This is a genomic window from Clostridium sp. AF23-6LB (assembly GCF_003461085.1).
GTDB classification, from domain to species: domain Bacteria; phylum Bacillota; class Clostridia; order Lachnospirales; family Lachnospiraceae; genus Coprococcus; species Coprococcus ammoniilyticus.
In genome coordinates, this window is the sequence record NZ_QTWK01000002.1 from 107,510 (window position 1) to 126,217 (window position 18,708).

17 protein-coding genes and 1 other RNA gene are annotated in these 18,708 nt (G+C 43.0%); 2 read left to right on the top strand and 16 right to left on the bottom strand.

Annotated elements, in window-relative coordinates:
- Positions 1–68 precede the first annotated feature (68 nt).
- The 10 genes from DWY07_RS04945 to DWY07_RS04990 all read right to left on the bottom strand — a co-directional run bounded on the left by DWY07_RS04945 (position 69) and on the right by DWY07_RS04990 (position 12,599).
- Entirely contained in the window at positions 69–1,571 is a 1,503-nt protein-coding gene (locus DWY07_RS04945) for a LuxR C-terminal-related transcriptional regulator (RefSeq protein ID WP_181983884.1), read from the bottom strand.
- A gap of 210 nt (positions 1,572–1,781) precedes the next feature.
- On the bottom strand, positions 1,782–2,936 hold the full coding sequence (gene fabV / locus DWY07_RS04950) for an enoyl-ACP reductase FabV (RefSeq protein WP_117808051.1): 1,155 nt from the start codon (positions 2,934–2,936) through the stop codon (positions 1,782–1,784).
- A gap of 92 nt (positions 2,937–3,028) precedes the next feature.
- The gene (dnaB, locus tag DWY07_RS04955) at positions 3,029–4,369 is read right to left on the bottom strand and encodes a replicative DNA helicase (RefSeq protein ID WP_021944647.1); all 1,341 of its coding nucleotides are present in this window, start codon (positions 4,367–4,369) and stop codon (positions 3,029–3,031) included.
- Complete coding sequence (rplI, locus tag DWY07_RS04960) at positions 4,369–4,818, bottom strand: 50S ribosomal protein L9 (protein WP_021944646.1); 450 nt, start codon at positions 4,816–4,818, stop codon at positions 4,369–4,371. The genes dnaB and rplI overlap by 1 nt, the downstream gene beginning before the upstream one ends.
- Before the next feature lies 1 nt (position 4,819).
- Positions 4,820–6,964, bottom strand: coding sequence for a DHH family phosphoesterase (locus DWY07_RS04965; RefSeq protein ID WP_117822386.1), 2,145 nt, complete (start codon positions 6,962–6,964; stop codon positions 4,820–4,822).
- Between the two features lie 70 nt (positions 6,965–7,034).
- Positions 7,035–7,814: an IspD/TarI family cytidylyltransferase gene (locus DWY07_RS04970; protein WP_021944644.1), complete on the bottom strand. Its 780-nt coding sequence runs from the start codon at positions 7,812–7,814 to the stop codon at positions 7,035–7,037.
- A 142-nt stretch (positions 7,815–7,956) separates the two neighbouring features.
- Complete coding sequence (locus tag DWY07_RS04975; RefSeq protein WP_181983885.1) at positions 7,957–9,042, bottom strand: CDP-glycerol glycerophosphotransferase family protein; 1,086 nt, start codon at positions 9,040–9,042, stop codon at positions 7,957–7,959.
- Between the two features lie 134 nt (positions 9,043–9,176).
- A complete protein-coding gene (locus DWY07_RS04980) occupies positions 9,177–10,532 on the bottom strand; it encodes a glucose-6-phosphate isomerase (protein ID WP_008402430.1) in 1,356 nt (451 codons plus the stop codon).
- 74 nt (positions 10,533–10,606) lie between these two features.
- On the bottom strand, positions 10,607–11,512 hold the full coding sequence (locus DWY07_RS04985; protein WP_242997306.1) for a polysaccharide deacetylase family protein: 906 nt from the start codon (positions 11,510–11,512) through the stop codon (positions 10,607–10,609).
- Between the two features lie 133 nt (positions 11,513–11,645).
- The gene (locus DWY07_RS04990; RefSeq protein ID WP_117822388.1) at positions 11,646–12,599 is read right to left on the bottom strand and encodes a hypothetical protein; all 954 of its coding nucleotides are present in this window, start codon (positions 12,597–12,599) and stop codon (positions 11,646–11,648) included.
- A gap of 223 nt (positions 12,600–12,822) precedes the next feature.
- Between DWY07_RS04990 and DWY07_RS04995 the strand changes: the two genes are divergently transcribed.
- Both DWY07_RS04995 and DWY07_RS05000 read left to right on the top strand, forming a co-directional pair.
- Complete coding sequence (locus tag DWY07_RS04995) at positions 12,823–13,068, top strand: TIGR03905 family TSCPD domain-containing protein (protein ID WP_008402427.1); 246 nt, start codon at positions 12,823–12,825, stop codon at positions 13,066–13,068.
- Between the two features lie 4 nt (positions 13,069–13,072).
- Positions 13,073–14,143, top strand: a complete 1,071-nt coding sequence (locus tag DWY07_RS05000; protein ID WP_117822389.1) for an undecaprenyldiphospho-muramoylpentapeptide beta-N-acetylglucosaminyltransferase — start codon at positions 13,073–13,075, stop codon at positions 14,141–14,143.
- Positions 14,144–14,277: 134 nt separating this feature from the next.
- On the opposite strand, the gene DWY07_RS05005 is transcribed toward DWY07_RS05000, so the two are convergent.
- From DWY07_RS05005 to rsmA, 6 genes are all read right to left on the bottom strand, one after another.
- A complete protein-coding gene (locus tag DWY07_RS05005; RefSeq protein WP_021944639.1) occupies positions 14,278–14,745 on the bottom strand; it encodes a hypothetical protein in 468 nt (155 codons plus the stop codon).
- 33 nt (positions 14,746–14,778) lie between these two features.
- Positions 14,779–15,369: an HD domain-containing protein gene (locus DWY07_RS05010; protein WP_021944638.1), complete on the bottom strand. Its 591-nt coding sequence runs from the start codon at positions 15,367–15,369 to the stop codon at positions 14,779–14,781.
- A gap of 189 nt (positions 15,370–15,558) precedes the next feature.
- Positions 15,559–15,822: signal recognition particle sRNA large type (ffs, locus tag DWY07_RS05015), an RNA gene on the bottom strand.
- Positions 15,823–15,904: 82 nt separating this feature from the next.
- A complete protein-coding gene (tadA, locus tag DWY07_RS05020; RefSeq protein ID WP_347465211.1) occupies positions 15,905–16,522 on the bottom strand; it encodes a tRNA adenosine(34) deaminase TadA in 618 nt (205 codons plus the stop codon).
- A gap of 50 nt (positions 16,523–16,572) precedes the next feature.
- Positions 16,573–17,673, bottom strand: a complete 1,101-nt coding sequence (locus DWY07_RS05025) for a DUF6128 domain-containing protein (RefSeq protein WP_117822390.1) — start codon at positions 17,671–17,673, stop codon at positions 16,573–16,575.
- A gap of 125 nt (positions 17,674–17,798) precedes the next feature.
- Positions 17,799–18,662 (bottom strand): 16S rRNA (adenine(1518)-N(6)/adenine(1519)-N(6))-dimethyltransferase RsmA, encoded by an 864-nt coding sequence (gene rsmA, locus DWY07_RS05030; protein WP_021944635.1) that lies wholly within the window; start codon positions 18,660–18,662, stop codon positions 17,799–17,801.
- Positions 18,663–18,708 lie beyond the last annotated feature (46 nt).

Here is an 18,708-nt window from a genome sequence, read left to right on the forward strand (position 1 = left end):
TCTTATTTCCTCCTTTTTATTTTTCTATATAAAAGAGCCAAATGCTCTTATATATTAAAGCGTCTGTTTTATAACAGACCAATCTCCCGACCGCGTTCGACTGCCTCCTGACGCGTCGGAACCTGCAGCTTACGAAAGATATTACAGCTATGGAACTTCACAGTTCCCGTCTTTTTGCCCAGTTGTCGTGCAATATCATCATTACTTAAGCCCTGTGCCATCAAACGAAAGACTTTTTCTTCCATCTGAGTCAGAGGTTCATAATATTCATATGGAGATTTTAAATAATCAGGGAAATAAGTACCGACCGAATATGCAAGTTCCTTAATCTCACTTATGAAGGAATCTTCTTCATATTCTTTCTGATAAATTACCAGCATTTGTACCATACAATTGCCTGTGTCCGCAAGCAGTCTGATATAACCGCACCTTTTTGCAAGCACAATGGCCTTGGAAAGCTCCTCACACATGCCTTCCATATTCTTCATCTTATAATATATGATAGCTGACAACATATAGCATTCACACAAATCCATATAACGTCTGCCCGGAATCAACAATGCAATAAGCTGGTGTGTCAATACATAGGCAGCCATATATTTGCCTGTCTGTATATAACATCGCACCTTAACCATCCATGCATACATATCCATCATGAAGATGCCCTTATTCTCATCCGGTGCTATATCATCTAACCAACGCTCTACATCCTGTAGTCGCCCATCATAACAGGCACCAAGACATTCGATCGCATTCAGACTTGAAGTTAATTCATCCCACCCCGTAATCTGTATCCGTTTCCGAATCTTTTCCACCAAAGGACGTGCAGCTTTTGTCTGTCCATTTACCAAAAGGATCTTCATCTGAAGTGCAAGTGCCACAAACAGACAACGCATATCCTTCTCCTGCTCGATCAACGGAATCGTTCCGGTCACAAGAATCAGTGCCTCAAAACAATTATTGTTCTGATAATACCACTCTGCCAGCATGATCTCATACACTTTCTGTCCAACACTTCCACCATATAATCGGCATGCGGCTTCTGTTATCTCGTCCTTGCTTTTTTTCAGATATTTGCCATATCTTGTAAAGTCGCGAAAACCATTCAGTATACTTGGTCTGCATGCTGAAAGCGTAAGACCCATCACAGGCACCAGTTCTTCTTCAATTAGAAAGTTTACGATCCGAAAAAACATTGCATCACTTATATATGGCATGACAAGTTCTGTTTTGATACGACAAATATCCATCATATCATATGTATCCATTTTCACCAGCCGCGGTGTCTTCCCCATAAACTGTACATATGCTTTTGCCTGACTCAAGTCCCCATCCATAGCAGATAGCAATGCAAGATGAGTAAACAGAACCGGATGTGCTGACAGCTCTTCTTTTTTCAGCCCGTAGAAATATGCCCGGCACCCCCAAAGTACCGGCATGGAAAATGGTTTCTTCACAAACTCATCAAAAATAATCTCTAGCAGATGGCCTTCTTTTTTTGCTGTCGCTAAAATCAGCAACACTTCTTCTTCCGATCGTGGATAAATTATCTCGTTATTCATTTGTTTCATACATACCCCCATAACCCTGACGCTTATAGATTATATTATTTATTCCTGTTTTTGTATAGCAAACCTTTCAGACATAAAAACCAAACCCTTGCCCAAACCCTTGTGATTTTCACACCTGACCGGAACGCTTTTTTACAAAACATATTTTGTGAATAAAGTAAAAAACGGATCCACCTTCCGATGAACCCGTCTGTTGTCACAATTGTTTCCTTACATAATATCTACATCTGCACTGTAATCTACACCATCGATCTTAAATCCGAACATATTGTAGAACTCATCCCAGTATCCATCGATATCTGCAAGCTCTTTTACATTTTCGCTGGTAACCGCATCCCAGTTCTTTGCAACTGCTTCCTGAATGTCATCTGCCATTTCCCAGTCATCCATACGAATAAATCCATTCTCGTCTGTCTCTGCTTCTCCAGCCATCTTATCAAGGAAAAGTCTTGCCATCTGCTCGATACAGCCCTCATGAACACCCTTTGCCTTCATCTGCTTATATAACAGCGTGATGTATAACGGAACAACAGGAATTGCTGCACTGGACTGTGTTACAAGTGCCTTGTTGATTGCAATATAAGATGTAACATTTGCAAACTTCTCATTGATGATATCACTTGATCTGTACAGATCCTTCTTTGCCATACCGATCGAACCTTCCGCATAGATTGGGAATGTGATCTTTGGTCCGATATAAGAATATGCAACAGTTGTCACATGCTCTGCCAGAACACCTGCATCTGATAATGCCTGCATCCAGTCGATCCAGTCCTCACCACCCATAACCTTGATGGTGTTCTCGATTTCTTCCTCGGTTGCTGCCGGGATATGTGCCATTGTTACTGTATTGTCCTTCAGAACTAAAGTCTTATTGGAATACTCCTCACCTACAGTCTTAAGTACAGAAGAATACTTATGTCCATCCGGCGTTACACGTCTTGGTGCTGCAAGGCTGTAAATAACCATATCGACAGTTCCAAGATCTGCCTTGATCGTATCAATTACCTGTTGTTTGATCTCCAGTGAGAATGCATCTCCGTTGATGGATTTTGCATACAGCCCATCCTTCTTTGCTTCTTCTTCAAATGCTCTTGTATTATAGAAGCCTGCAGTCGCTGTTCTTCTTCCATTGGATTCCTTCTCGAACATAACACCAAGTGTATCTGCATCATAGCCAAATGCAACTGCGATTCTGGAAGCGAGTCCATATCCGGTCGATGCTCCGATCACAAGTACCTTCTTTGGTCCCTCAACCTTTGGCTGTGCCTTTACATACTTGATCTGATTCTTTACATTTTCTGCACAACCAACCGGATGAGCGGTGGTACAGATATAATCCTTTACTCTTGGTTCTACTACCATTTTAATTTTCTCCTCTGATCTTCCGATTTATTCGGACTTTCTTTCTCGATTTATATTTATACATTCCGTATTAATATCTTTTTTCTGATCCGTTACATCTGCGGGTGCTCTTTATTTGCAAACTTCGTGTAATCCTGCATCCATACAAGATCAACGGAACCTGTCGCACCTTTTCTCTGTTTTGCGATGATGATCTCAGCGATACCTTTTTTCTCGGTATCCGGATTGTAATAATCATCACGATAGATGAACATAACAACATCGGCATCCTGCTCGATTGCACCGGATTCACGCAGATCGGCAAGCACCGGCTTATGATCCGGTCTGGAGTCAACTGCACGGTTCAACTGTGACAGGGTAATAACCGGAACATTCAGTTCCCTTGCAAGCACCTTTAATGCTCGCGATGTATCAGAAATAAACTGCTGTCTGGACTCTACATGCTTGTTCGTGCTCATCAACTGCAAATAGTCGATGATGATAAGACCCAGGTCGTTGTTCTGTTTTAATTTTCTGCATTTGGAACGCAGGTCGGCTACCGTGATCGCAGAATTATCATCAACAAAGATCGGAGCATCAGCAATAACCTCTGTACTCTCCATGATCTTATCCCATTCATCATCTACAAGCTGTCCCGTCTGGATCTTCTGTGAATTAACAAGTGAATCCAGCGCGATCATACGTGTTACCAACTGTTCCTTCGACATTTCCAAACTGAATATTGCAACCGGAATACGCTTCTTTACAGCTACATGATGTGCGATATTTAAGACAAATGCAGTTTTACCCATAGCAGGACGAGCCGCTACTAGGATCAGTTCCGATCCATGCAGACCTGTCAGCATATTATCCAGATCGATAAACCCGGTCGGCACACCGGTAACTCTGGTGTTCTGTCTGGATGCTGCCTCGATCTGATCGATAACATCTAATACGATCGAATCGATCGACGCAAAATCATTTGCACCGTTTCTCTGCTGTACGATCTTGTAGATCCCACTCTCTGCTGTCTCAAGCAGACCATCCACGTCATCCGTATCCAGATAACAGTCCTTTTCAACATCCTCACACATCTTGATCATACGGCGAAGCACCGCTTTATCTGCTACGATCTTCGCATAATACTTGGCATTTGCCGAGGTTGGCACTGCGGCTATGATATCTGCAATATAACTCATACCCGCCACATCTTCCGGAATATTCTTCTCCCGGAGCCGGTTATTCAACGTGATCAGATCGACCGCCATTCCTTCCTTGAACAGCTCGATCATGTTCTCATACAGAATCGCATTCTGTGCACTGTAAAAGTCTTCCTTCGTAAGTATATCCGATACGTCTACGATCGCATCACGATCCATGATCATAGAACCGATAACTGACTGTTCTGCATCCAGGTTATATGGTTGTTTCTTCCTGATAAATGCGTCTTCCATTAGTCAGCCTCTTCTACCTTTACTGTTAGCTCTGCCTGTACCTGTGGATGCAGCTTGATCTTAACAGTAAATGTTCCCATTGCTTTGATCGCATCCTTCAGCACGATTTTCTTTTTATCAATATCATAATGCAACTGGCTCTTGATCGCATCTGAGATCTCCTTGGAGGATACAGAACCAAATGCCCTTCCGCCTTCTCCTACCTTGATACCGACGGCTACAGATGCCTTTTCAAGCTCTGCTGCCAGCGCCTTTGCTGCTGCAAGATTCTCTGCTGCAACCTTTTCTTCATGCGCTTTCTTTAACTTATAATCATTCAGGTTCTTAGGTGTTGCCTCAAGTCCCAGCTTTCTCGGGATGATATAATTTCTGGCATGACCGTCACTGACATTTACCAGCTCTCCTTTTTTTCCGAGACTCTTTACATCTTCCAGTAAGATAACCTTCATATTAAATATCTCCTTCCTTGTACATCTCCTCAAGTAAATTGACAAGCTGTTCCTTTACTTCTTCCTTTGTTGTATTCGTAAACTGTGCGGCTGCAATATTCGCATGGCCACCGCCACCCATACGTTCCATGATGATCTGTACATTTACATCATCGATCGACCGGGCTGATATCTTAACATCATCTCCAAGCTGTGCAATGACAAAGGAGGCACGCACGCCTGCTATATTTAACATCTCGTTTGCCACCTTCGCTGTCAATACGATCGGTGACTCCGGACCTTCTTTCGGTTCAAATACAGATACCGCAAACATTCCGAGAACCATCTCGGCATTTCTGACACCATCTGCCTTCTGTCTGTAAGAATCAATATCACTCCGGAACATCTTACGGACACGCATAACATCCGCACCGCTTCTTCTTAAATATGCGGCCGCTTCAAAGGTACGCACGCCTGTCTTTGTCAGGAAATTATCCGTATCGATCAGGATCCCGGCATACATAGCATCCGCCTCGGACGGACGCAGCTTAATTTTTTCATCCATGTACTGCAACATCTCTGCGATCATTTCACATGCAGATGATGCGAATGGTTCTACATAAGAAAGGGTTGCATTAGCAATGACATCCTTGGTCTGTCTGTGATGGTCGAATACAACTACCGTCTTTGCATAGGAGATCAGCTCCTCACATTCCGTCAGACTTGGATTATTGACATCCACAACAACCAGCATGGTATCAGCATTGATCATCTCGATCGCCTGCTCATTGTTGATGATCATATCATCCCCATACATACTGTTGGCAGTAAAATTACCATAGATCGGACTGATGGCAGAGGACACTTCATTGATTACGATATGTGCCTCCTTATTCATGGAATTTACCATCCGGTATACACCGATCGCCGATCCAAATGCATCCATATCGGGATTCTTGTGCGCCATAATGATAACTTTTTCTTTTGTTTCCAGTAATTCCTTGAATGCCAGGGTCTTAACACGGGCTTTTACTCTGGTTGATTTCTCAGTACCCTGACTACGTCCGCCGTAATAAGTGATCTTGTCATTCGACTTTAATACAACCTGATCACCACCTCGTCCAAGTGCAAGTTCCATTGCAGAACGGGCAGCTTCAAAATCTTCTATAAAGCTCTTATATTCCGTGCCCAGACTGATTGAAAGCGTCAATGGAAGATCATTTCCGATATTGATTGCTTTTACTTCATCCAGCAGCGCAAACTTATTCTCCTGAAGCTGTGGAAGATATTTTTTCGGCATGACAAACATGTACTTGTCCTTCTCAAAGGAACGTACAATGGCATCTACGTTTGCCATATATTTATTGATCTTTCGATCGACGAGAGCAACCAGCAGAGAATGTCTTACCTCTTCCAGGTCATCAAATATCTCATCGTAATTATCAATGTAGATCAGACCGGTCACCAGCTTCTGCTCTTCATTCTCTTTTGCCAGTTTATTCCGTTCTGTCATATCAAACAGATACATAGCGGTGAAGTTTGTAACTCCTGTATGTTTTTTCCGTTTGATCGTTTTCTTCTCCTGTGGCTGGTCCTCTGTAACCGGCAGATTCTCCATTTCCTCCTCATGTTCTGAGGTCTCCTGTTCCTGGACACTGTCTACCGGTCCATCCGGATTTACCCGGATATTCTTAATCTCAACCCTGTACTCTTTTCCATCGTATTCAATATCCGCATGTACCGGCTCATCACACTCACCCGGTATCATCTCATGGGGCAGTCCCTCAAATACCTGCATCGCAGTCAGACGCATCAGCTTCCGCTTGCTGGTGTTCGTAATATGAGCAAATTCATCATTCACCCATGCGAGCCTGCCTGTCTTATCCAGTATCGCATATGGAATCGGGAACTCACGGATCAGATCTTTCTGAACCCGCCCATTTTCCATTGCACGATTTGCATATGCGGCTTCACTGGACACTCTGGAAGAAATATAAAGGACTATCACCACAACCGAGTACACTGCAGTAAATATGATCCCTACAATTCCTGCAACAACACTGACCGTCAGCATCCAGATATCACAAAGTACAAATAATGCGATCACATAAAGCGGCATCTGTAAATATATTTCATGTCTGGTGTCTGTATGTCTGTTATCATTCATGGAGATAATCCTTTCCGGGCATCCTGAAAAATGCCCTGTCTTTATTCATATTTGTATGTGAGTCTATGATCTATTTCTCATTGTCTTTCTTATACTGACTCATTCTGGTATCAATCTTGTTTGTAATTCCAAGACCAAATGCCTGCTCATTTTCCTTATACTGCAATAACGCACGGAACATGTATACATCCTCCGGTGTTGTTACCTTGATATTTCCTCTGTTGCCTTCTACGATATGTGCAACGATATTCTGGCTTCTGATGATCGTACATGCATCTACCATTCCTTCATAACCGGTTGGTGTAGCGCGGACAACATCATGTGCTGCAATGATATCCTTCAGATAGAAGGACTGTGGAGCCTGTGCAGAATAAGTATCCTTTCTTGGTGGCACGGAATCGATCTCGATACCATCCTCACTGATCATAATCGTTTCATAGCAGGCTGTTGATGTGATCGCATTTCCATATTTCTTAACGGTTGCAATATTGTTTGCAATAACATCATAAGATACATATGGACGAACGCCATCATGGATCAGCACGATAGAATCCTCCGGACACTCTGACTCTGCCATCTTAAGTGCGTTGTAAATAGAATCCTGTGAAGTTGCTCCACCTGCTAATACATGCTTTACCTTTGTAAGGTGATATTCATTTGCAAGATCCTCTACATAAGGAATATAATCCTTCAGAACAGAAATATAGATCGCATCGATCTGATCATGATACTGGAATAACTGTAATGTATGGATCAGAATTGGCTTTCCATTGATCTCAAGAAACTGTTTTGGGACACCTGCTCCCATTCTTACTCCGCTTCCACCTGCAAAAATAATTGCTATATTCATCTACTGTTTTCTCCTTTTTTCTCTAATTATTTTCATGAAACCGGACTGCCGTCTGGCAATCCCCTCACAGAATGTTCCTGTATATACTTATCCCATTCTGCATAGATATATTAATATTATAACGTATTCACAAAAAATTCAACTATAGGTTTTTCACAACCTCCAAAATCCGCTCCGTTGCCTGTCCATCACACATTTGCATATGGTATTTCAGGCATTCCCGGATCTCATCTGTCCGATTCTGTGTGAATTCCCGGTCTATCGCAGCCACCAGCTTCGTTCCATCGGATACGATCTGGCATGGGAAAGAATCATATGGAACATAGAATCCTCTGGCATGGTCAAAGGAATCAAAATCCGGTGCAAAGAATAAAAACGGCTTCTCATATACCATATAGTCAAATAATACCGACGAATAATCCGTGATCAGCAGATCTGCAACTGCAAATATTTTCTCGGATGGCAGATCGCAGTTCGACTTCATTCCCTTTTCTTCCAGATGCGGATGCAGCTTGATCACCCAGTAATACCGGTCTGAGGTTTCTTTCATGGCTCTCTGTATTTCTTCCATTCCACAGAGCGTCGGCATAGCTGCATTTCCACGAAATGTCGGAGCCCACAGGATGACTTTTTTCCCTTTTGCATCTGGATATTTCCGGTAGAATTCCTCACAGTTTGCCTGATTCCACGCTTCATCATAATAACAGTCTGAACGGCTGATCCCGGTTGCCTGTACAACACCCGGTGCAAGCCGCATCGTCTTTGTAAATACCGGCACACAGCATAGTGCACTGACGGTCAGCAGATCATAGTTTTTGTAAACCGAACCGCCTTTATACATCTTCGGAATATCCTCCGTCGTATCATATCCGCTTTTCTTAAGCAGTCCTCCGGAATGCCAGAGCTGCACAACCTTCGTCTCCGGACGTTTTGTGCAGGCAGAAACCGGAAGGAAATTATCACAGATAAACACATATTCGGCGGCCGCATACCGTTTCATAAACTGCTTCAACCATTTTAACAGGCTGCCATATCCCATCTTTCCAAAATCAGTGACCCACGTTTCATTCTTATACTCTGGATCTCCCTGCAGTGTTTCATACATTTTTCTCATGGAAAAAGGTAGATCCTCATGATGTGCATCGGCAAAAATTACCAGCCCCTTTTCGACCGGCTTTCCGGCATACCGTTTGTAGAGCATCGGCAGATAGACCTGCTGCATCGCCATTTTCAACACCTGTTTTATATAAAATACTATCTTCATGTGCTTCAAAATAAACCTTTCGACTATTTTGAAAACCGGCGGCATCCGCGTTTTCATGCGTATGCCGCCGGCTTATCGTCATCTTCTATCTAACTTTATTAACCATTGATTCTGGAAAGAAGCTCTTTGCCAAGTTCTTCGTTTCCTGGTTTGCCAAGTAATGCGAACATGTTCTTCTTGTAGCTTTCTACACCTGGCTGGTTAAATGGATTTACACCAAGTGTGTATCCACTGATACCACATGCAAACTCAAATGTGTAGAACAACTCACCTAATGTGAACTCATCGATCTTGTCGATGTTAATCTGGATGATTGGGATTCCACCATCAACATGTGCAAGAATTGTTCCGTTCATAGCACTCTTATTTGCAAAATCTACTGTCTTGCCTGCAAGGTAGTTCAGACCATCAAGATCACAATCCTCTTCTTCCATAACGATCTCACATGTTGGATGTAACACATTGATTACTGTCTCGAAATGGTTCTGTGAACCCTGCTGGATAAACTGTCCTAATGAATGAAGGTCTGTTGTAAAGTCAGTTGCTGTTGGGAATAATCCCTTACCATCTTTTCCTTCGCTCTCGCCGTATAACTGCTTCCACCATTCTGCTACGAAATGTAATGCCGGCTCAAAGTTGGCAAGGATCTCGATAGACTTGCCCTTTCTGTACAGAATATTACGAACTGCTGCATACTTCATAGCATCACTGTCGTCGAAGTTCTCTGCAAGGCAATCCTTTCTTGCTGATGCAGCACCTTCCATGAGCTTATCAATATCTGCTCCGCTTACTGCGATTGGAAGAAGACCTACTGCTGTCAGAACTGAGAAACGTCCACCTACATCATCAGGTACTACGAATGTCTCATATCCTTCTTCTGTAGCAAGGGTCTTTAATGCTCCCTTTGCCTTATCTGTTGTAGCATAGATTCTCTTAGCTGCTTCTTCTTTGCCATATTTCTCAATTAATTTCTTCTTGAAAATTCTGGATGCAATACCAGGCTCTGTTGTTGTACCTGACTTGGAAATAATGTTGATAGAGAAATCTCTGTCTCCGATCACCTGTAACAGATGTGCCATATAGGTACTGCTGATATTACTTCCTGCATAATAGATCTCAGGGGTTTTACGAATCTCTTTATCTACTGAATTATAAAAGCTGTGTCTTAAAGCTTCGATCGCTGCTCTTGCACCAAGGTAAGAACCGCCGATACCGATAACTACCAGAACATCTGAATCTGACTGGATCTTAGCTGCCGCTTTCTTGATTCTGGCGAACTCTTCCTTATCATAGTCAACCGGAAGATCGATCCATCCAAGGAAATCGTTTCCTTCACCAGTCTTGTTTACAAGTGTTGATTTTGCTGCAACAACTTCTTCCTTAATAGCTGCGATGTCCTCAGCGGAAGCCATACCAGCAACATTCTTAAAATCGAAACTTACTGTCTTTGCCATTTTATTATCTCTCCTTGCTTATATGATTTTTCAAAGCTATGGATAATTGTAGCAAAAGGAACCCCCATAATCAACTATTTTTCGAACATTTCATCAAGTGATACAAATCTGTAACCAAGTTCTGTTAAATTTGACAACACCGTATCTAATGCCTGCGCATTTGACTCCGACACATTATGCATGAGCGGGATCGCTCCATTATGATAATATTTATCAAAATGCTCGATCACATAATCCTTCCCCGGCTGATTATTTACATCATAATCCAAATATGCCATGCTCCAGAAGATGGTCTTATACCCCATATCCTTTGCCAGTTGGAGTACCCTTTCACTGTACTCACCACTTGGCGGTCTGAAATACGGATCCATCCGGTAGCCCGTGGCCTCCTTCATATAATCGGCACAGGTCTGCAATTCTTCCTTCTGTTTCTCCACACTGATACCGGGCATGGAAGGATGGGTAACGGTATGGTTGCCAACCTGGTGGCCCTCCTCTTTCATTCTTTTTACCAGCTCCACATTATCCCTGATATACGTCTGTGTAACAAAAAAACAAGCTTTTGCATTATGCTTCTTTAACGTGTCCAGTATCTGTTCTGTATATCCGTTCTCATAACCGCAGTCAAAGGTCAGATACATAACCTTGTCATCTCCTGCATCCTGATCCACATAATATGCATCATACTGTTCGATCGAAAAACTGTGATCGCAGTCACTGAGCCCATGATTTTTATCCCGTACAATGTACCATGAAAACTTCTTATTGCTGACCGCATCATAATCCCGAAGCAGCGTCATATCCTCCGTCGTCGCCTCTGTCTGGTCTTCTACACTTCCATTATCATTTCCTCCTTTTCGTCCATCCGTACTGTCATTTTGTCCACCGGAACCATCAGCTTCCTGATTTCCCTCTTTCTGCACCCGACAGTCTCCCGGTGTTGCTACATTTCCGTTTTTACCAGCTCTGCTCTTTGCCATTCCGGCACAGCCTGTCAGAAACAGACACATCATAATTCCCGAAACTACATACAGTTTTTTGACTGCAACCACTTCCAATTGTTATTTTGGATATAATATATGCTGTTTCTTCTACTGTTTATACCTATACCTGTCAGGTTGTACTGATTCCCTGCAGCAGCTTGTCAAATAATGCATCACACGCCGCAATCTGTTCCTCCGTTACCTCCCGCTCTTCAGCCTTTGCGGTCTGTTTCAGAGGCTGCTGCTCTTCAGATGCCGTCTGCCGCCGGTTTTTCTCTGATCTGCGTTGCTCTGCCCGCATTGTTTTTTTCGACTTTGCCGTGATTCTTTCCCGTGCAGGATCAGACTCCTGCATGTTTTTCTTCTTGCTATCCGCTTCCCGTCCTTTTTTACGCTCTGCTTCTGTCTGTTTCTCGCTCCGTCTGTCCTTCTGCTCTCCCATCTGTGCCAGTGCCGCATCAATATCGATCACATTTGGCTCTATAATAGCCGCTGCTGTCTGTTTCAGACCACTCCGGCTTCTGTCTTCTGCTTCCTGTTTACTGCTCTCCATCTGTTTTTCCTGTTCCCGTTTCAGGCGGTTTGCCAGGCTGTTATTCATATAGTTGACAAGTTCTGCTGATAGCATTTCACATTTTCTCCGGGTATTGAATACGTTGTAGACCATCTGCATAACCCCACATGCAACAATGCCCCACATGCCAATCTGTGTACTTGCAAATATAGAACTGCCTGTCCGATATTCCCACCAGGTTCCGATCAGCCCTGTTCCGGCGGCAAGGATCATCATATTACTGCAGAAGCTGTTCCAGGAGCTGACGTAGCTCTTACCAAGCTTCAGTTTATATATGTATTTCTCGACAAACGATCTCGTATCCCGGATACCAACATCAAGATACGATAACTCCTCGTACCTTTTTCGTATCTCCACCAGTGCTTTCTTTTTTGTACTTTTCATACTTCCGACTTCTCTGACCAGCCCCTTTAAAAATCCATTCATTATCAGCTTTGCTGCAATTCCACATATTCCCGTTGCCGCGATCACATACAAAAAAATACTCTGTTCCAAAATAGTTCCAAACATAACCATTTCCCCTTTTCAAATAATTTTTCATGTTTTCAGTTCCGATACCCCGCTCCGGATTCAGGGTGGTTCCATTATAGTTTTGATTTTTTTGATTTTTCAAGCCAAATCACACGACAAATGTTTACCTTTATTTTCATTTTTGGTATACTGGTTTCGATTTGAACCCATTTAAGAATGTATATAGTTATTTTGGACTATAATAGAAAAGAGGTAATTTAATATGGATTACAAAACAAAAGGAACCTGCTCTACTAATATTCATTTTGAAGTAGAAGATGGAAAAGTTAAAAATGTTTCTTTCACCGGTGGCTGCAATGGTAACCTGAAAGGTATCAGTGCCTTAGTCGAAGGTATGAAAGTAGAAGATGTCATTGATAAACTGGAAGGAACAACATGCAGCTTTAAGCCAACATCCTGTCCGGATCAGTTAGCAAAGGCGCTTAAGAATTATCTTCAGGGGGCATAAATATATGAAACGAATCATCCTTACCGGTGGCGGAACTGCCGGACATGTTACACCAAATATAGCGTTGATACCGGAATTACAGAAGCTTGGATATGATATCCATTATATTGGTTCTTATAACGGAATGGAACGTAAGCTGATCGAGGATCTGAACATTCCTTATCATGGAATCTCCTCCGGTAAGCTCAGACGTTATTTTGACCTTAAGAACTTCACGGATCCATTCCGCGTTATTAAGGGTATGGGCGAAGCCAAGAAGTTAATGAAGGAACTGAAGCCGGATGTCGTGTTCTCAAAGGGTGGCTTTGTAACAGTTCCTGTCGTATTTGCAGCCAAATCCTGCAACATCCCTGTCATCATCCATGAATCTGATATGACACCGGGACTTGCAAATAAGCTGGAGCTTCCAAAGGCATCCCGTGTATGCTGTAACTTTCCGGAGACAAAGGATATGTTCCCGGAGGGCAAGGCAGTTGTGACCGGAACTCCGATCCGTAAAGAGCTTTTCAACGGAAATGCAGTTGATGCGATCAACTTCTGCGGATTTACAGACAACAAGCCTGTCATCCTGATCGTTGGCGGCAGCTCAGGAAGTGCCGTAATCAACAGAGCGATCCGCGAAAATATTGATAAACTGCTGGAGCGTTTCAACGTGATCCATCTCTGCGGTAAGGATAATCTGGATCACAGCTTAGATAACAAGCCGGGCTATGCTCAATATGAATATATAAAGAAGGAACTGAGCAGCATGCTCGCTCTTGCCGATCTCGTGATCTCCCGTGCCGGTGCAAATGCGATCTGTGAATTACTTGCCCTTCGCAAGCCGAATATCCTGATCCCGTTATCCGCTGCTGCAAGCCGTGGCGACCAGATCTTAAATGCGGAATCCTTCAAAAAGAGCGGCTACAGCTATGTGATAAAGGAAGAGGAATTATCCTCCGAAACATTATTCGCTGCGATCGATGATGTATACAACAACAAACAGACTTACATCGAAACAATGAAGAAGAGCAATCTTACAGATTCCACTTCAATTATAGTCGGCATGATTGAGGAGCTGGTAAATAACAAATAAGCACAGCAGCAGTCAAATACAGACTGTTCGCTGCACCAGTTGGCTTGCAGTTACCAAATGCCGGTATAACGCATATAAAAAACAGGCACATATCAAAATGATATATGCCTGTTTTTTATATGGTATGTATTAAATTACTTCGCTGCATTTGCAATCTTTTCATACGCGGCTGTCTTCGCCTGATCTGTAGAAAGAATATCTCCCTTGATCTCCATTACGATATCAACCTGAGAATTATTTCGAACTGTAAATGTTACCTTCATCGGCTGTTCTGTATACATCTGATCCATACCTGCTGTTGTCAGATCCATTGTTGCCTTTGAACCATAGAATGTAACCATCCAGTCACCATTTGCCTCTTCTTCATAGTACCATGCACAGCTCTTACAAAGTCCTTCAAGTCCTGCACCGAATGTCTTCTCAGTTCCCGGAATCTTTGTTTTCTTGATCTTATCAACCTGAGTCTTAGCTGTTTCATTTGTACGGTACTGAATATTTCCCTTTACATACATCTGAGATGTTTCCGGAAGAATACAGTAAATTCCAAAACATAATGCTCCAACAATGATAATTGCTACTAATATCTTCAAAAAAGTTTTCATATTAACACTCCCATTTCCTTTACACTATTAAATCTAAAATAGCTCTTTTTCCAACTGAAAGATAAATTCTTCAAGAAGCTGCATACGCTTATTGTATTCCACTCTTCCTGCATCGGTTTTACAACGTCTGATCTTCGGTTTATTAATCCTGTAAAAGTTTTTAATTCTGTAATATGCTCTCTTATAGCTGGCGTCATCCTCCAGCGCTGTAGCCATTGAATCCCAAAGTACACTGACAGCTCCAACCTCATCCAGAAGATCAGCATCCATAACGATACGGCATTCCAATGACAGGTCTGCATCTGTATCCTTTTCTTCATGGATCATAATGATCTCTCCGATCTTGGCAATCTTCTCCGGATCAACTCCTATGCTGTCAAGATATTCTACTGCAATCTCTGCTCCAACCTCTCCGTGAGGTCTGTTCTCATCCCATCCAATATCATGCAAAAGTGCCGCAAGTACAATAATATCCAAATCACCGCCTAATTTAGACTGTAATTTGATCGCCCATCTGTACACGCGCATTGTATGCTCGAATCTACTTCTAAACTCATAATTTGGCGGTCTGCCATTCTCCGCGGTCTGCGTTTTGACAAACTCAATTACATCAGCGTAGTTCATCTCTGTTCGCCCCTTGATATCTACCTTTTTTGTATCTTTCGTACTGTCAGAATATCTGAAGTCCTACTAAATATCATTTCTCCAGAACTTTCCCATAAAAAAAGAAAGTATCATTATCTATGATAGCATCTTTTATATAGATTTGCTATATTTTTTTGAAAATTTTATAAATATTTTTATCAAAAAAATCCATGCAGTTTTCTCTCGAAATGCCGCCATAAGCGTTACCTTAGCAGTTAGCTCAGCCCAGGCACCCTCGCGGCACACAGGAGATTCTCCTTAGTGCTGCTTCGTCTCCGACCTGACACGGTTCGAAGAGTCCTGTTGCGCAAGACCCAGACATCAACGCCACTTACTAAGGGCAGCCCTACAGTGGACATCCCTCAAGAAAACTATCACCCCTGCTATAGCGGATTGCAGGTTCAGGGCACCGCTACTTCCCCGGTTGCATGGAAACTTTATAACATATTAAATTGTACGCCATATTTTGACGCATACTTGATTATAAATGACGATCGCACATACGTCAACCTGTTTATTTTTTTGAGATAACACCTTTCCGCAGGTCTGCAAAAAAGTTCTTCATCAGGCTGCTGCACTCCTCCTGCCGGATACCATATACGGTTTCTACCTGATGGTTAAACGCAGGCATATCAAACATATTCAGGATTGAACCGGCACAGCCGGCTTTCTTATTCATACAGCCGATCACAACCTTCTGGATCCTTGCCTGTACAATAGCTCCGGCACACATCTGGCACGGTTCTAATGTTACATACATCGTGCAATCCTCTAACCTCCAGTCACCGAGTTTCTTTGATGCCTGCTCGATCGCAAGCAGCTCTGCATGTGCCAGTGTTGTCTTCTTCAGATTTCTCTTGTTATATCCCCGTGCGATCACCTTATCATCCTTTACGATCACACAGCCAATCGGAACATCCCCCTGCACATAGGCTTTCTGCGCCAGCTTAATCGCCTTTGCCATATATGCTTCATACATTTTCCTGTCTTCATCGGATATCTCCGGTTCTGTCACCTGCTGATCTGCACATATATCTTTTTCTTCGTCTTCTCTGTTCCGTACATTCTGATCATCATTTATTCTTTGTTCTATTACATTTTCTTCTGTACTCTGTTCCATCTTCTTCTCCACACCGGCATTCTCCGTCATTCAACCAACATTGCTTTTTGCCGCAATCCTTTTTATTTCAGATCTACCACCCAGTAACCAAAACTTCCGGTCTTGATTCTTGTCTCCTTCACCGGTATAAAACGATCAAATCCAAAGATTCCCGCAAGATACTTTTCTTTGGATGAATACTCTCCCGGCACTCCCAATATGTATCCATTCGTATCTTCTTCATCAAACAGCACCCTGCCGAGCATCAGATATTTGTAGCTGTAAAATCCATGTGTCAGAAAGCTGTTCACCCCCAGCCGCCAGTTATCCATGTTCAGCAGTCCGATATCGTTCGGATTGATCTTCACACACTCGATCACTCCATTTTCTCCATCCGGGCAATTCGGCAGAAGCGGAAGTTTTTCCCGATTCGCCATCAGTTCTGCTGCCCTTCCGTCTTCTTTCATTGTTTCTAAAACCTCAGCTGCCGTTACCCGCTTCTCTGTTTCCTCATCGGTCTGGGAAAATGTCTTTTCATCCGGAGACTCCTCCGTTTCCGGCAAAACGGTTTCCGGGTTGTCTGTATCTGTATGTGTCGTTTCTTTCACCTCTGAAGCCATTGTCTCCGCCTCAGATTCGCTGTCCATGTTTTCTGATTCCGCCATCGTCTCGGACACGATTCTTCTCCGATCATACTCCGTTGCTGCAACATCTGCTCTTCTTTCCCGTTCAGCTTCTGCTGCCTCCCGCCGGGCAAATGCCTGACTGTAATCCACGATATTATCCGTCCATGAGGAGCAGAAAATATCACTTTCTTCTTCGCCCATCCGTCTTATGATAATGCCGCTCCATGCTGTGATCGGCCGACCGGTATGATTGACATTATTCCAGTCAAAGGTAAAGCAGTCTTCTCCTCTTCCGGATTTCAGGCTTAATTTTCCAAGATACAACACAACCGGAATCATGCTGTCCGGCACAGCCTCCGGATATTCCTCCGGATCTGCAAGCGTCTCACGATACAGATAAACCGAATACAACCCCTCTTTCTTGACCTGATCCTTAAAATTCACCTGCATCTTGCCCTTCTCATTCTGCTTCTGCACCTTCGCAAATCCCGTGTTCTCGCATTTGTCATATTCGTGATACCTGAAAATATATGATATAAATCTGTTCCAGTAAACCATAGATACCTCCGTCTCTTTTTTCTATCTGACATTTTTGTCCGACAGGAAGTCATGTCTGCGTCCGACATTCTCCCCGAAAGACAAGCCTTACTTGTATCTATGCATTTTTACTGTAACTTATTCCTTTATTCTTCGGAAATAATATCACTTAACTTTGCAAATTCTGCCAGCGTTAAACTTTCTCCCCGAACATTTGCGGCAAGTCCCATTTTTTCCAGAGCTTTCTCCACCTGTGCTTTTGAATATGGAAGCTCCGGGCTGTTTGCGATTCCATTCTGTAACGTCTTTCTTCTCTGGTTAAAGGATGCCCGGATCAGCTTGAACATCAGACTCTCATCCTTTACTGTCACCGGCGGCTCCTCATATCTGGTCAGCCGTATCACCGCAGATCCTACACCCGGTCTTGGGATAAAACAGTTTGGCGGCACATTTGCGGCAATATACGGTTTTGCATAATACTGGACTGCAAGTGACAATGCACCATAATCTTTCGATCCCGGTCCTACCTGCATCCGGTCTGCTACTTCCTTCTGTACCATGACCGTAATTGACTGTAATGGTACATGACTTTCAAATAAGCCCATAATGATCGGAGTTGTAATATAATATGGCAGATTGGCAACGACCTTGATCGGCTTGCCTGCATTTTCTTCCTCCACCAGCCGGTTGATATCTAACTTCAATATATCTTCGTTGATAACGGTTACATTATCATATTCTGCCAATGTTTCTCCAAGGATTGGGATCAGGTTTTTATCAATCTCAACTGCGATCACCTTTCTGGCTGACTCTGCCAGATACTGTGTCATTGTTCCGATTCCCGGTCCGATCTCCAGTACCAGATCGTCCTTCGTAATTTCTGCCGCATTTATAATTTTTGTAATCACATGGTCATCGATCAGGAAATTCTGACCGAATTTCTTCTGAAATGCAAACTCATATTTCTTTATTGTCTGTATCGTAACCTGCGGGTTACTTAATTTCTCCATGTCTTGTCCTCCATCTATGCATTCTTACGCTTTCATCTTATCACGC